General features: G+C 62.6%; 11 protein-coding genes. 3 read left to right on the forward strand and 8 right to left on the reverse strand.

Annotated elements, in window-relative coordinates:
* Window positions 1–2,112: sodium:proton antiporter (locus Q0996_RS22125; protein WP_299625148.1), on the reverse strand; the 2,112-nt coding region annotated here is incomplete at its 3' end.
* A gap of 504 nt (window positions 2,113–2,616) precedes the next feature.
* Between Q0996_RS22125 and Q0996_RS22130 the strand changes: the two genes are divergently transcribed.
* Window positions 2,617–3,369 carry a hypothetical protein gene (locus Q0996_RS22130; protein WP_299625150.1) on the forward strand — a complete coding sequence of 251 codons (753 nt, stop codon included), beginning with the start codon at window positions 2,617–2,619 and terminating at the stop codon, window positions 3,367–3,369.
* Between the two features lie 667 nt (window positions 3,370–4,036).
* Complete coding sequence (locus tag Q0996_RS22135) at window positions 4,037–4,912, forward strand: hypothetical protein (protein ID WP_299625152.1); 876 nt, start codon at window positions 4,037–4,039, stop codon at window positions 4,910–4,912.
* A gap of 321 nt (window positions 4,913–5,233) precedes the next feature.
* Here the strand turns inward: Q0996_RS22135 and Q0996_RS22140 are convergent, their stop codons facing one another.
* The gene (locus tag Q0996_RS22140; protein ID WP_299625155.1) at window positions 5,234–6,100 is read right to left on the reverse strand and encodes a dioxygenase; all 867 of its coding nucleotides are present in this window, start codon (window positions 6,098–6,100) and stop codon (window positions 5,234–5,236) included.
* Window positions 6,101–6,340: 240 nt separating this feature from the next.
* Between Q0996_RS22140 and Q0996_RS22145 the strand changes: the two genes are divergently transcribed.
* Window positions 6,341–7,333, forward strand: coding sequence for a LysR substrate-binding domain-containing protein (locus tag Q0996_RS22145; protein WP_299625158.1), 993 nt, complete (start codon window positions 6,341–6,343; stop codon window positions 7,331–7,333).
* Between the two features lie 42 nt (window positions 7,334–7,375).
* On the opposite strand, the gene betC is transcribed toward Q0996_RS22145, so the two are convergent.
* From betC to Q0996_RS22175, 6 genes are all read right to left on the reverse strand, one after another.
* Entirely contained in the window at window positions 7,376–8,959 is a 1,584-nt protein-coding gene (betC, locus tag Q0996_RS22150; RefSeq protein WP_299625161.1) for a choline-sulfatase, read from the reverse strand.
* A gap of 73 nt (window positions 8,960–9,032) precedes the next feature.
* Window positions 9,033–10,313, reverse strand: coding sequence for a TRAP transporter large permease (locus tag Q0996_RS22155; RefSeq protein WP_299625180.1), 1,281 nt, complete (start codon window positions 10,311–10,313; stop codon window positions 9,033–9,035).
* Window positions 10,310–10,789: a TRAP transporter small permease gene (locus Q0996_RS22160; protein WP_299625182.1), complete on the reverse strand. Its 480-nt coding sequence runs from the start codon at window positions 10,787–10,789 to the stop codon at window positions 10,310–10,312. The genes Q0996_RS22155 and Q0996_RS22160 overlap by 4 nt, the downstream gene beginning before the upstream one ends.
* A gap of 74 nt (window positions 10,790–10,863) precedes the next feature.
* Complete coding sequence (locus Q0996_RS22165) at window positions 10,864–11,856, reverse strand: DctP family TRAP transporter solute-binding subunit (RefSeq protein ID WP_299625185.1); 993 nt, start codon at window positions 11,854–11,856, stop codon at window positions 10,864–10,866.
* Window positions 11,857–12,096: 240 nt separating this feature from the next.
* Complete coding sequence (locus Q0996_RS22170; protein ID WP_299625188.1) at window positions 12,097–13,077, reverse strand: formylglycine-generating enzyme family protein; 981 nt, start codon at window positions 13,075–13,077, stop codon at window positions 12,097–12,099.
* Between the two features lie 193 nt (window positions 13,078–13,270).
* Entirely contained in the window at window positions 13,271–15,625 is a 2,355-nt protein-coding gene (locus Q0996_RS22175; protein WP_299625191.1) for an arylsulfatase, read from the reverse strand.
* Window positions 15,626–15,629 lie beyond the last annotated feature (4 nt).

A 15,629-nucleotide genomic window follows, 5' to 3' on the forward strand; every position in this document is an offset into this window, starting at 1 on the left:
CGGACGATGGCGATTTCTAGCTGAAGACTGGCCCGCGACCTGCGCTCCGAGGCCGGCAGCGTCCACGCCAGCAGCCGGCGCACCGCGCGGGTCGCGGGCCAGGTCCTCGCTGATGATGCCGGCGCCGCGCAACTGCTCGATCTGCTCCAGCTCTTCGCGGTAGGCGAAGCGCTCCAGCACCTCGTGGTCCAGCTCGCGGGCGTAGTTGGGGTACTGCAGGCGGAGAGCCGCCAGGTGGCGCTCCACCTCCTCCAGGCGCAGGTTGACGATCTCCCCCAGCACCTCGGTCAGGCGGTCGCCCAGGAGCCCGGCGAGGCGGAACTCCAGGAAGTAGATCAGCTCCAGGATGATGATCCGGTTGATCAGCAGGAACTGGAAACGCTGGCCCAGGTAGAGGGCGAGCGGCCGGTTGATGCCGAACTTGAAGTGCAGCCAGGAGATGGCGCGGAACCAACGGGTCTGGCGGTGCGGGCGCCGCGCGGCGCGCAGGTAGCCGAGGCGCCCGTCGGCGCGCACCGCATCGATCATCGCCTCCACCGAGAGCAGGTAGCGGTCCACCAGGGTGGAGCGCAGGCCGCCGCTCCAGCCCTGCTGCAGCAGCAGCGCCTTTTCCTGGTTGGCCAGGGCGATGAGGCCGACGGTCAGGCGGTCGCGGTCGGAGATCGCCTCGCTGAAGGAATCGTCCTCGGCGACGCGCGAAAGCCGCTCGTTGTAGGGGCGGATCGCCTTGTCCACCAGCTCGTCTTCCAGCTCGTAGCGGCCGGCGAAGGACCTGAGGCTCGATCCGACGCTGGAGAGGGACTGCTGCAGCACCTGGCTGCGGAAGGCGCGGTCGATGGCGGAGAGCTGGTCGAGGCCGAGACGGCGCATCAGGAGGCTGAGCGTGGTGCCCTGGACCAGCAGGGTGAAGAGCGCGAAGCCGGTGGCCTGGATGGCGATGAAGCGCTTCACCTCGGCGGCGACGATGAAGTTCTCGGTCACTGCCAGCGCCAGGGCCAGGGTGACGGAGCCGCGCAGCCCGCCCCAGATGATCACAGTCTTGGTCTGGGTGGTGATGCGCTGGGTCACCCGGGCGATGGAGAGCAGCGGGAAGACCCCGAAGAGGATCACCGCGCGGGCCACCAGCGCCGCCGCCACCGCCACCAGGAGATAGACCAGGTCCAGCAGGGTGACGTCGGCCAGAAGCCGCGGCACCAAGAGCGCGGCCAGCAGGAACACCAGGGAGGTGGCCCAGAAGGCGAGCTGCTCCAGCGTCTCCTCGAAGAAGCGGAAGGTCTCCGTGGTGAAGCGCGAGCGCCCGACGGCGGAGAGCACCAGCCCCGCCGTCACCACGGCGGTGACGCCGGAGACGCCGAGGTAGCTGTCCGCCAGCACGTAGACGGCATAGGGCAGCGCCACGGCGATGGTGAGCTGGGCGGCGCGGTAGAAGCGCAAACCCTCCAGCATGCGCGCCGCCAGGTGCCCGGCGACGAAGCCCGCCAGCGCCCCGCCCAGCAGGCCGACGGCGATGTTCTCCGAGACCGACCAGAAGTCCAGCTCCCGGCCGGTCAGGATGACGCCCAGGAAGGCGGTGAAGGCGGCGATGGCGGTGGCGTCGTTCAGCAGGGACTCGCCCTCCACCAGCCGGGTCAGCCGCGCCGGCGCGCCGAGGTCGCGGAACAGGGCGATGACCGCCGAGGGGTCGGTGGTCGCGACGATGGCGCCGAACAGTAGGCAGACCGCCAGCGGCATGGGTGCCACCAGCCAGACCGCCCCGCCGATGATCCCGATCGCCACGATGACGGCGAGCACCGCCAGCAGGATCACCGGGGCGATGTCCTGCATCAGCCGGCGCGCATCGATGGTGACGGCGCCCTGGAACAGCAGGATCGGCAGGAAGACGGTGAGGAAGATGGTGGAGGAGACCGGGATGTCGATCACCAGATCGGCCACCTGGTCCAGCTCCTCGGCGACGCGGTGGCCCTGGATCCACACCGCGGCGGCGCCGATCAGCACCCCGGCCAGCGCCAGCACCACGGTGAACGGCAGCCCGCTGCGCCGCGCCAGGGGCTGCACGCTGGCCACCACGATCAGCAGCGCCGCCGTGGTGAGAACGATTTCCGCCGTGCCCATGAACAGGCACCCTTCCTCAACAATACGGCGGGCCCAAGGCACACCGCCCGGACCGCCCAACGGGACCTACGGTCCCGGCGGCCCGTTCAGATCCAATCCCCGTCAACAAGCCATGAAAAATACCGGACTCGGCGGGAGTCTAGAGCAAGCAGGGGGATTTGGACAGATGGGGGATGGGGGCAGGGATTAGGCGATCGACCATCGCACCTGAAGCCAAGATCAGTGACGCCGCAAGAGGTCGGACTTTATGGTATCTTCTCAGCGGTTGTTGACATCTTCAGTCGTCATATCACCCTATCTGATCAGTCTTAGTGAGGTGCTATCATGCGAGGGCTATTCGCTACGGGGCTTCTATGCCTACTTGCCTGCTTGCTGCCACTTGGAAACAGCAGCAGTGCGGCTGCGAAAACAGATTCAGGCTTCACAAAGTACATAGGCATGTGGGGAAGCCATAGCGAATGTAACCATACATTCAGCAGACGAATTTACCTGATCGAAGGCTATTTGATCGAGTTATCGCAGCAGGAGGTGAGGTTCTCTCAGATGATAGAGCCAGAGGTAAGGGGGGAGTACCTCATTTTCGAGCAGTATGTCGAAGACAGCGCATCAGGCAGAAGCAAGATCTACTTGCGGCACTACCTTGCCACAACACCTGAGGGAAAACTGAACCAATGGAAAGCAGTTTTAGAGTCAGAAGGGGATACATTGGAGGGCAGAGCAAATCAACCTGCTGACGACCCCGACGTGTTGAGACCTGTTCAGATTTCCAGACTAATATATAATTCGTGCGAATCGCTTCCCGACCAGTGGGCGCTGCCACATGCAGAGGCCATTGCGTTTCTTGGCAGCGTTCAATCTGCGATCGACGCCTGTAAAATAATCAACGAAGAACTGTGTTTCAAGGCCATCTTCAATAGCCTGGAAGTTGTCGAAAACGACAAACTTTCGGTTGCGGAAATTGCTCGACTCATACGCATCGCAGCTTACTTCGCCGCAGCCTCCAGAGATACAGGAGTTAAAGTTGAGGAATTGGGAACGGGAATCATCTTTGGAACACTGCTTGGGCCATTGGTGGCTCAATCCCTTGTATCTGGATCAGATTACGACGCGGATGGTCAGTTAAGCCTGAAAGAATTTCTGCAGGATAAGCCGCCTGGAGCGTTCATGGTCGCCGCAAAACAGGTAAGCCTTCAAACTACCGTCGGTCTTCTCGGAAAGCTCTTTCAGCAGCTCGCGCCCATGATGCCGCTCAAATAGGCGGCCTTTCAGACCGAAGACAGGATAGGATATTTCATTACATGGTGGTACATTTGTGTGCCGCTGCCAAATTCTCTGCATCAAGATTTCTCTGGTTATTAGAAACTCTGATATCTTATCTTTAATATAATTTGCAATTATGACAGTGTTCTATTTTCATGTCGAAAATAGATATCGTACGAATCATGAATTTGGCTCTGTTAAGCTATTTTCCCGTGCCTTGGAGTGATGGTACAGTTGACCGGCATAAACTACCTCGATTGACAAAACAACGATGAGGACTTTGAATTTATCGAAATAGTAGAAGCTACGCCACGGAAGTTTGAACCACAGGATACTGTAATCACTTGCATCGGGCGCTCAATTTACATCTCTAGCTGACATCCTCCCCCTGGATACGCGACAAGTGCATTGAAGTAGGAGTCGCCGTGCACCCATAAATTGCTGATCTCGCGGTGAATGAAGGCAATCGCGATTCCGTATCCCGCAAGTGATCTCCCCCGTGCAACTCGCCCAACGCTGATCCAGGTAGGTTGCATGTCCTCTGGCGTTGGGTCACTATCGACTGAGAGGTGACGCTTCACAGAGGGAATCCCGGCTCGGTTCCGTAACATCAACTGACTCAACTTTTTTCTGATACACACAATCTCGCATTTCTATCATCGCCATGCTCTTAGCCGCCAAGATCTTCATTGCTGTTCTTTTTGTAGTTACAGGCGGCGCTGTATTCACAAACTGGGGTCGCCGGCATAGGGTTCTTGTAGCGATTGCTGGGATATTCGCAATTGCTGCGTCGTACTTTCTAGTCAACGATATTGTATCTGAGTTTGATAAACACCTTAGCCATTCAGAGCGTCAAGTTGAAGATGTCGAGAATTCGGTCAATACAGCCCCCGATTGTCTTGGAACCTTTTTTTCAGTTCGATCAGATGAGACAATCTGTGAATTTTATTTAGATGAAGGCGGATCTATATACTTTAAGTCGAATAAAATATCTAACAGAATTTTGGTCTCAGATCTCTCAAATGGTGAAAAATATTATGCTGGATCACTAATTATATATCCATCTTCACGATCGGGCCGATTCTATTATATAAAGGCGTGCGAAGAGTACATTGAAGATTGGGGCTCTCCCTTATGTTGGTCGCAATTTCTTTTCGACTCGGAGAAGACAGTACTTAAACCGATCACGGCTGGCAGATATGGAGCCCTTCCATTTGCATACTGGTCCCCAGACGATAGATTAATTGCATTGTTTGCTCGAAGTGACGGATACGATCAACTAAACATATTTGATGGCGAAACCGGTCAAGCGTGGCGTTATCCAAATTGGAGCGGGAAAATCAATCACGATCTGTTGATGAAAGCCGATCAGAAGTCGTTCCGATGGATAGGTCCCAGACAATTCGAACTTGATGCGGTGATATGTAAAGTTGATCCTCAATACAATTTGGAGAAATGCGATCTGGAAAAGTTAGATAGCGTGGAGCTTACGACAACCAGCTTTTATCTAGATGCAACCTTTATCAGAAAGGCGTATTAGGTCAGAATGATTGTTGCTTCGGCAGCTATGGACTTGAGTTTTTCAAGGTCGCTGTTGAGGATCTTAGCGACGCATACAAGGCTGTAGTGATCTCAACTCCGGCCACTTATTCACTTTCAGCGGCCATGAGCTTTGAGGGCTCGGACCGACCGTTGCCCAAATCAGCACATCATTGCCTTGCGGCCCGCAGGTTATGAGGGTTGGCCCCTACCCCTCCGGGTTTTGAGGCGGAGGCCGGGGCCGACGACAATGCCGACGGACTCCTGGGTAAGGGACAGAACCTTGACGGTGCCGGTGTCCTGCTTACGCCCCTCCCTCCCCCTAAGCCCGCGTCAGCACCAGGTCGAAGTCGACTTTGAGGTAGGGGGCCTTCACCTTGCCTGACAGCTCGAAGCCGTCGGGGAAGGTTTCGGCGGGGTGTTCGACGTAGGTCATCACCAGGTCGTCGCGCACGCCGAAGACGGTGTCTTCGTCCAGGTAGGGGTCGTCGTCGGGGAAGACCTCGGTGACCAGGGGGCGGTAGCCCTCGGCGGTGACGATGTAGTGCAGGTGGGAGGGGCGCCAGGGGTGGCGGCCGGTGGCGTTCAGGATGTCGCCCACGGGCCCGTCGGTGGGCACGGTGTAGCTGACCGGCTTCACCGTGGTGAAGGCGTAGCGGCCGTCGGCCCGCGCGGTCATGATGCCGTGGAAGGAATAGGTCTCCTGCTCCGGGTCCTGGCTGGAGTAGAGGCCGTTGGGCGCGGTCTGCCAGATGTCGAGCCGGGCGCCGGGCACCGGGCTGCCGTCGGGCGCGCGCACGCAACCCTCCACCAGCAGCAGCGGGCCCCCGTAGTGGCGCTTCAGATCGCAGCCGTAGGCGATCTCCGGCGCGCCGGCGATGTGGAACGGCCCCAGCACGCTGGAGGAGGTGCCCTCCGGGTTCGAGTGCACCATGTCCACCAGAGAGGAGACCCCCAGCACGTCGGAGAGCAGCACGAATTCGTGGCGCTCCTCATCGGAGATCGCGCCGGCCCGCTCCAGGAGCTCGATGCCCTGGCGCCACTCCGCATGGGTCAGCCCGGTCTCCTTCACGAAGGCGTGGAGGTGGCGGGCCAGGGAACTCATGATCTCCTTCAGGCGCGGGTCGGTGTCCGGCCCGAAATAGCCGAGGAACACCTCGGTGATGCTGTCTTTGGTGACGGAGCGCATGGCTTTCCCCGCTCGATCGTTGGCCGCCCGCCGGCCGGCGGCGGTCTGGGCTTACAATAAATCGATATTTATCAGATTTGGAGATAAAATTCGATAATTATACCGGATGCCCTGAGCGCCGGCGCGACCAAGTCGTGGCGGGATGGTCATCTCACCGAGATCCCCGCTTGTCTGATTGTTTAGAAAATCTTACATTTAGATTAAGTTTTTCTCCAGAAAGCTTGCCCGAAAGACGCCCGGATGAGCCGCGAACCAAGCCTGAACGGATACCTGCACTTCGAGGCTGTTGCGCGCCGGGGCAGCCTGTCCAAGGCCGCCGACGAGCTTTCCGTGTCGCCGTCGGCGGTGAGCCAGCAGATCAGGCTGCTCGAACAGCAATACGGGCTGAAGCTGTTTCGCCGCGAGGGCCGCAACATGAGCCTCACCATCGAAGGCGAGCAGTTGTTTCAGGCGAGCTCCGTGGCGATCCGGATCCTGCGCGATGCACGGCGCCATCTCGGCAAGACCCATGAGTCCCGGCGCCTGAATTTGCGGGTGGCGCCGAGCTTCGGGGTGCGGTGGCTCGGCCCGCGCCTGTCGGGTTTCCTGGCCAAGAACCCGGAATGGGATATTCGCGTCGACGCCGCGCCCTATCCGACGGATTTCGACCGCGAGGTCATGGACCTGGATATCCGCTACGGCCTGGGAAACTGGGCCGGCTATCACCTGAGGCCGATCCTGCCGGATCTCGTCCTGCCGCTCTGCAGCCCGGCATACCGCGACCGGCTCTTGGCGGAGACCTCCGATCCGGACAGCGTTCTGCAGGAAGCAAAGCTGATCGATAGTGCCCGCGCCCTCTGTCAGTGGGACTACTGGCTGGCGCGGCATGAGATCGCCGGTGTCTCGAACCGAAAGTCGATCCTGATCAACCGCTCTTCGATGGCCATTCAGCTCGCCGTGGACGGCATGGGCGTTGTCCTGGAATCGCTCACGCTGGCGGCCCAGGAGGTGCGGTCGGGCGCCTTGGTGCCCCTCACACCGTCCATCGGCGTGGTCAGTTTTCCGGCCTACTGGGTGGTCTGCCCGAACCGCTATGTCAACCGGCGGATCGTCAAGGTCTTCACGGACTGGCTGTCGGCGGCCGCCGAGGCCCATGGCCGGGACATGCAGAAGCTGATCCGCCGGCACAAACTCACCATTCAGGAAATCGACGGCCTGTCGGAGCTGGCCGCCAGCAACGAAACCGAGGTGTGACGACCGCGCCGGCCCGGTTCCGGCCGTCCGGCGCGCGGTTCGTCAGCGCCCCTGCAGGAAGGGCGCGCGCGCCATGGCCTCAGGCGCCGGGTCCCGCTGCCGGCTGTAGATCCTTCGAACGTCCTCTCTCGGCTCATAGTCCCAGGAGGTTTCGTTGATCTTCATGGCGGGATCGATGATCAGGCGCCGCTCGGCACTTGCCCGCGCCTCGCGGTCGATGCGGTCGGGATCGAAGGTCTGCAGCACATCCTCCCGCAGCTTCGCCTCGACGTCCGCCACGTCGGCCTGCCCGGCGATGTTGGTCCACTCCTCGGGATCGCTTTCCAGATCGAAGAGCTGAGCGGCGTGATCGTGGATGTAGATGTACTTGTACCGCCCGCGCCGGGCCATGAAACAGGGCGCGTAAACGCCGTCGGCGTGCTGCTCGCTGAAGACCGTGCGCTCCGGGCTCGCCTTTCCGTCGATGAGGGGCAGCAGGGAGAGGCCGTCGTGCGTATAAAGCGCGTTCGCCGGATAATCCGCCAGCGCCGCGAAGGTCGGTAAGAGATCGATGAGGGAGACCGGCTCCCGCGCCACCGAAGCGGCGCCCCGTCCGTCCGGGAAGCGGAAGATCAGCGGCACGCGGGCCGACTGTTCATAGAAGCAGCGCTTCTGGATCATCCCCCGCGCGCCCAGCATCTCCCCGTGGTCGCTGGTGAAGACGATCAGGGTGCTCTCGGCGAGGCCCTGATCCTCTAGTTCGCCCATCAACTCTCCGACCAGGGTATCGATATAGGAGACCAAGCCGTAGTAGCAGCGGTGCATGAGCTTGAGGTTTTCCGGGTCGGCGACGTTTCGCTTGTTGAGCCCATGCGAATAGTGCAGCCAGTCGTCGAGCTTCGACCGGCGCTCCTCCATGCCGTCAGGGATCTCCGGAAGCGGAATCTCCACGTCCTCATACATGTCCCAGTACCGCTTCGGAACCTGGAACGGCTGGTGCGGGTGATGATAGCTGACGGTGAGAAAGAAAGGCCGTTCACTATCCCTATCGTCGGCCGGGGAAATCGGCGTTGCGTGATACCAGTCGTCGAGGCGGCGCCGGCGCAGGAATTCCAGCGCCTGTGCATGGGTGCGCTCGTCGTATTCGAGATGCCAGTTCCAGCGGCGCATGCCCATGCCGTGTTCGTTGTCCCGGTGGCCGGCCACATAGGCCGGCCCCAGGCGGTCCGGGAAGGACACGGGCTTGTCCTCCCAGGCGCGCGACCGGGTCCAGGAAAAGTCCGCGGGATAGATGTTGGTGGTCAGCCGCCGGTTGAAGCCGTGCAACTGGTCCGGTCCGATGAAGTGCATCTTGCCAGAGGCCACGCATTCATAGCCGGCGTTGGTCAGGTAGTGCGCGAAGGTGGGCTGGTCCGCCGGGAACAGGGAGGAGTTGTCGAAGGCACCGATCCGGGAGGCATGGCGGCCGCTCATCATGGCCACACGGGCCGGCGCGCAGAGCGGCGATGGGCTGTAGGCTGCGTCGAAGCGCACGCCAGTTGCCGCGAGGCGGTCGAGATTCGGCGTCTTGACCGCCGGGTTCCCGTAGGCCCCAACCATGAAGGGCGTGAGCTGGTCGGCGATGATGAAGAGGATGTTCGGACGCATCGGAGCCTTTCCTAGTTGTGCTTCACGCCTCTGGTCGAGGCCTCTTCATGCGGTCGGGGCCCGGGCGTCTCGCTCAGGGGCCCAGGAACAAGCGGGGCACGATCAGAACCATTTCCGGTGCATAGGTGATGAGGATCAACACGCCGACCAACGGGAAGAAGAACGGGACGCAGTGTTTGAAGCCGGTGAGGATCGGCATCTCGGCGATCCGGCAGGAGATGAAGAGGGTCGATCCCACCGGCGGCGTGAACAGGCCGATGGCGAGATTGGCGATCATGATGATGCCAAGGTGTACCGGGTCGATCCCCAACGCGGTGGCGACCGGCAGCAGGATCGGCGTGATCAGAATGATGGCCGCACCGGTCCCGCCGATGAAGGTGCCCAGGAACAGGCAGATGACGTTGACGAACAGCAGGAAGAGGACCCGGCCGCCCTCCAGCGCGTTGAACCAGGCCACCAACTGGCCCGGGATCTGTTCCACGGCCAAAATCCACGAAAAGGTCGTGGCGGCGCCGATCACCAGCATCACGGCGCCGGTGGCATAGGTCGCCTCGAGCAGCACCCCCGGCAGCGCGCGCATGGTCATGTCGCGGTAGACGAAAATGCCCAGCAGGAAGGCATAGAACACGGCGACGACACCGGCCTCGGTGGGGGTGACGACGCCCGCCACGATCCCGCCCAGGACCAGCACCGGAAACAGCAGCGCCAGGAAGGACTCGCGAAACGAAGTGACCACGCTTCGCACCGTCGGAACGGGCTCCCGCGGGAAGTCGCCTCTCTTAGCGAGAATGTAGGTGACGACCATCTGGATGAGGCCGAACAGGAGGCCCGGGACAAAACCGGCCAGGAACATGCGGCCCACGGAGACATCGGCCATCCAGGCGTAGATCACCATGGGGATGCTGGGCGGAATGATGATCCCCACGGTGGACGAGGCGGCGTTGATCGCCACCGCGAAGCCCTTCGTGTAGCCCTTGCGCTCCATCTCCGGGATCAGGATGTTGCCAATGACCGCCGAGTCGGCCGCGGAGGAGCCTGAGACCCCTGCGAAGAACATGCTGCCGACGATCGACACCTGGGCGAGCCCGCCCCACATGAAGCCGACGACCTTGTTGGCGAAGTCGATCAGGCGGCGGGCGATCCCTCCGGTGCTCATCAGCACGCCGGCGAGAATGAAGAAGGGAATCGCCAGGAGCGGGAAAGACCCGGCGCCGGAGGTGAGCTGTTGAATGAAAATGCTGACCGGAACACCGGAAAAGACGAAATAGGACCCCGCCGAAATCGCCAGCGCGACGGCAATGGGCACGCCCAGGAAGATCAGCCCGAAGAGGACGGCGAAGATCGCGAGAATCACGGCTTTTCATCCTCTGCAGCGGACGCCGTGAACAGCCTGAAGAGCTTTTCCAGCGTGAACAGGGTCATCAAGGTGGCGGAGAGGGGAACGCTGAGATAGACGATGCCGAAAGGCAGGCCGAGATAGGGGGTGAGCTGCGCCATCTGCTGCATGGCGATCTCCCAGCCGAAGTAGATCAGCCCGAGAAAAAGCACCAGCTCCACCGTGTGGATGACGACCTGCAAGGCGGTGCGGGCGCGCCCGGCGGCGTTTAGAACCACATCGACAACGAAGTGCTCCCCCTGGCGAAAGCCGAGGCTTGCCGCGAGAAAGGAGAACCAGATGAAGAGGTAGGGGACGAACTCCCCCGACGCCACGAAGCCGCGGTTCAGCAGATAACGCATCGCGACATCGATCAGCACACTGATCACAATGGCGCCGAGGAGAACCTGGCAGGCGATCACGTTCAGTTTGTGAAGGAATTTGAGGCCGGCCATCCGCCTATTTCTTTCAAGGGCTTTTGTCGGTGCCAGGAGTGGCGGCGCACTCCTGGCACAGGACCTGGACGCGGTTATTGCGCGGCGCCGGCCGCCTTCAGGATTTCGTCGACCTTGACATCGCCGAACCGCTCGCGGTAGCCCTTCCACACCGCCGTCGCGACCTTCTGGAAGGGTGCGATGTCGGCGGGCGTGTTGATCTGCATCCCATTTTCCTCAAGCACGCCGATCAGAGTTTTGTCGGCCTCCTGCACCAGCGCGCGATGATGCGCCGCGGCTTCGCTCGCCGCCCTTTGGATCTGCGCGCGCATGTCCGGGGACAGCTCCTCCCAGACCTTGCTCGAGACGGCCAGAGGCAGGGCGCCGTAAACGTGGCCGGTCAGGGAGAGGAATTTCTGCACCTCCCAGAACTTCGCGCTGTGGATGTTCGTCAGGGGGTTTTCCTGCCCGTCCACGACGCCCTGGCTGAGCGCGAGATAAAGCTCGCGGAAGGCGATGGGGACCGGCGAAGCGTCGAAGGCGGAAAAGGTCGCCATCCGCACCTTGCTCTTGCTGGTGCGGATCTTGATGCCGGCAAGGTCTTCAGGCGTGTTAATCGGGCGCACGTTGTTGGTGACGTGGCGGAACCCGTTTTCCCAGAAGGCCAGGATCTTGATGCCCTGGCTTTCGACGGGTTCGATGAGTTTGCTTCCGATCGGGCCGTCCAGCACCTCCCAGGCTTTCTCGTAGCTCGAAAACAGATAGGGCATGTCGACAAGTTCGAGCTCGGGCGCGTAGGCAGCAAAGATTGGCGTACCGGCAACGGCGAACTCGATTGCGCCGGAGGACAGGGCTTCGAGGTACTGACGCTCGTTGCCCAACTGGCCCGAGGGGAAGATGGCCACCTCGGCCTTCCCGTCCGTGTATTTGGCAACGAGATCGGCGAAGTGCTCCGCCGCCGCGTGGCGCGGGTTCGTCGGCGCCGCGCCGTGCGCGAACTTGAGCTTGATGGGACTGGCCTCCGCGATTGCGGGCATGACCCATGACAACGCGACGGCCGCAACCAGCGCTCTTGCAATGTGTTTCATCCTTTCCTCCCCTCCCAGGTTACAAACCACCAACTCGATCAGCGGACAGATGCGCGGCGGTCTCATGCCGTGCCTTGAAGCACCATGGCCCAGGCTGTGCGGAATGCTCGCCCGGCGGACCGTCAGCGCACAATCTAGAAAACTTAAAAGATGTTGAAGTTTTACTTCATTTTGAAGACGGAGATGCGCCCTCTTCTTTCGGCGCGGGGGGCGTCGCGCACCCAACGGGCAATCGAGGGGTCAGGCCGAGGCTGCGACGCGAAAGCCGTTGTTGCCGGCCGAACTGTCCGGGTCGTTCTGGGTGCGCGAATGCACGTGGTAGCGGTCGCAGTAGCTGTCGTGGCAGAGGTAGGAGCCGCCGCGCTGGACCCGCGCATAGCCTGTCGCCGGCCCTTCGGGGTCACGCTCGGGGCTTTCCGCAGGCCCGGGACGCGGCCCGAAGCGGTCCGAGACCCACTCCCAGACGTTGCCGGTCATGTTGTAGAGGCCGTATCCGTTCGGCCGGTAGGCCGTGACGGGTGCCGTGCCGGCATAGCCGTCCTCGGCGCTGTCGTGGTCGGGAAAGTCGCCCTGAAAGGTGTTCATGGCAGGGGCGCCGTCGGGCATCAACTCATCACCCCAGGGAAACCTCCGCTTCGCCAGCCCGCCCCGTGCGGCATACTCCCACTCCGCCTCCCGCGGCAGGCGCAGGCCGGCCCAGGTGCAGTAGGCCAGCGCGTCGTACCAGGCCATGTGGACCACCGGGTGGTCGCCGCGGGCGTCGAGCGTGCTGCCGGGCCCTTCCGGGGCGGCCCAGCAAGCCCCCATGACCTGGCGCCACCAGGGCAGGCCAGGCGGAGAGGCGGGCCATCGGGCGGGGTCGGCAAGCAGCAGGTAAAACACGTAACTCCAGCCCTCCCTTTCGGCGACGGTCCGGTAGCCGGTGGCGGCGACGAAGGCCGCGAACTCGGCGTTGGGCACTGCGGTGGGGGCGATCAGGAAGGGGGAGACGGAAACCGCTCGCCGGGGGCTATCGAAATCCGCCGGGAAGGTCGATAGGTCCGTGCCCATCTCGAAGATGCCGCCGGGAATCCGCACCAGCCGTTCGCGCAGCGCTCGCCTTGTGGCGGCTTCAACGGAGGGAACGGCCCGGGCGGCAGCCAGGTAGTCGGCATCGGCGCCGCGCTGCCCATCGCCGGACCGTCCGGGGAGGCAGCAGGCTTGGGGTTCGTCGGCCGTCATAGTGTGCCCTAACTAACCCTCAGCCGCGTCCGAGAAAAGGCGGATCAGTCCTCTCCGGCCTCCTCCGGTCGGCGCTCGTCTTCGCTCTTCGGACCGGGCCCGCGCATGAAGTGCCGCTCGGGACGGTATCTCTGCCCAAGGGCCACCAACACTTGGGTGAGCGGCCTGGGGAGGATCTGCAGCCAGGTCCTGGTCATGTCCGGGATCGCGACACGCCGGTGCTTCCATGGCCGGAGGCCGATGCGTCCTTCTCCGCCAGGTGGAAGCGGACGCGTTTCAAGGTGCCGGTGAACTCGAAGGGGGCCTCGTAGTCGCCGACGGGCGAGTTCAGATCCAGGCCGATGTCCAGCGTCTCGCGCGCGAACATGCGCGGGACGGTCCGCTCGATCCGCTGGCGCGCCACGGTCTCGCCGCCGACCGACAAGGTGAAGTCACCGCCCTTGCCCAGCCCGCCGCCGTCGTAATCGAAATCGAGGCGGGCGGCGATGTCGCCGAGCGGAAGCTCGCCGGCGGAGACCACGCGGGTCAGCTCGATGCCGCAGAAGTTATAGAGGAACTCCAGCTTTCGATTGCGGACCAGCAGGGCATAACCGCCGATCCGGCCGCCGAGCGCGACGATGACGCCTTCCTCCGCGGCGTCGTTCAGCGCGAATTCCGCCTCCAGCGCGAAGGACCGGTTCTTCACATCCGGCGCGCTGGTTTCGAGGATACCGAAGATGCCGGGATAGAAGTCGTAGACCGGCCGCTCTTCCTTGCCCAGGGCAAGGGCGTCGACGATGCGCTCGCTGCCGCGCGCGTCCAGGGGCAGCACCTGGTTTTTCGCCGCTTCGATCCAGAAAAGATCCTGCAGACGCCGCAGGAGGTCCGGCCTTTCCGCGGCCAGATCCTCGGCCTGCGAGAAGTCCTTCTCGAGCTGATAGAGCTCCCAGACCGACGTGTCGGGGTCGAGCGGCTCTTCCTTGGCTTTCCAGGGCAACACCTCGCGCGTGCCGGCCCACCAGCCGTTGTCGTAGATGGCGCGGTTGCTGAAGGCCTCGAAATACTGAACCTTGCGGGTTTCCGGCGTGTCGGGATTGTCGAACGACGGAACCATGGACACCCCGTCGATGGGCCTTTGCGGCGCACCGTTGATGTTCACCGGCATGGCGATGCCGGCCGCATCGAGCACCGTCGGGAAAATGTCTATGGCGTGGTGGAACTGCGTGCGCAGCGCCCCCTTGTCGGCGATGCGTTTCGGCCAGCTCACGACCAGCGGGTTGCGCACGCCACCGAGGTGGGAGGCGACGCGCTTCACCCACTTGAAGGGCGTGTTCATCGCCCAGGCCCAGCCCGCCGGGAAGTGGTTGTAGTGGTCGGGGCCGCCCAGGGCGTCGTAGTGCGCCAGCATGTCCGCGATGGTCTCGGGCACGCCGTTGAAGAAGCACACGCCGTTGGCGTTGCCCGTCAGCCCGCCCTCGCCGCTGGCGCCGTTGTCGCCGACGACATAGAGAACCAGGGTGTTGTCCTTCTTGCCGATCTCTTCCAGCCCGTCCATCAGCCGGCCGATCTCGTGGTCGGTCTGCGCCGTGAAGGCCGCGAAGACCTTCATCATGCGGGCGAAGAGCCGGCGCTCGTCATCCGACAGCGTGTCCCAGGCCGGAATCTCCTCGGGGCGCGGGGTGAGCTTGGCGTCCTGGGGGATGACGCCGAGCTTCTTCTGCCGCCGGAAGGCTTCCTCGCGGTAGACGTCCCAGCCATCGTCGAACCTGCCTTCAAACTTCTCGATCCAGTCCTTCGAGACGTGGTGCGGGGCGTGGGTGGCCCCCGGCGCGTACCACAGAAAAAACGGCTTGTCGGGCTTGGTGACGTCCAGCGCGCGCACCCACTCCAGCGACTTGTCGGTCATCTCGGTGGTGAGGTGATAGTCCTCCGATTTCGCGCGGTGGCGCACCGGGCGGGTGTTCTCGAAGAGCGTCGGCTTCCACTGGTTGGTGGCGCCGCCGACGAAGCCGTAGAAGTACTCGAAGCCCAGGCCGGTCGGCCAGCGGTCGAAGGGGCCATCGGGCCCGCTTTCCCAGTTGGGGGTGTTGTGCCACTTGCCGATGGCGCAGGTGCCATAGCCGTTCTGGCGCAGGATCTCGGCGATGCAGGCGACGCTCTTGGGCCAGGCGCAGTTGTAGCCCGGAAAGCCCGAGGACATCTCGGTCACCGCGCCGTTGCCCGAGACATGCGCGTTGCGCCCGGTCAGCATGGCGGCGCGGGTGGGCGAGCAGATGGCGGTGGTGTGAAAGCGGTTGTAGCTCAGCCCCTCCGCGGCGAGCCGGTCCAGCGCGGGCGAGGGGATCAGCCCGCCGAAGGTGCCGAACTGGGCGAAGCCCACATCGTCGAGCAGGATCACCACGACGTTGGGCGCCTCCTCGGGGGCCTTGACCGGTTCGGGCTGTTCGGCCCGGGACTCCGCGAAGGTGCGCCCCACTTGGCCGCGAAACGCGGGCTCCGGCCGGGGATAGCTGGCGGAGTTTTTGAGTGTCTCGGCAAGGGGACGGCGGGACTCATTTCTCTGGGACATGTCT

The sequence above is a fragment of the Pelagibius sp. genome (assembly GCF_028289705.1).
Classification (GTDB): domain Bacteria; phylum Pseudomonadota; class Alphaproteobacteria; order Kiloniellales; family Kiloniellaceae; genus Pelagibius.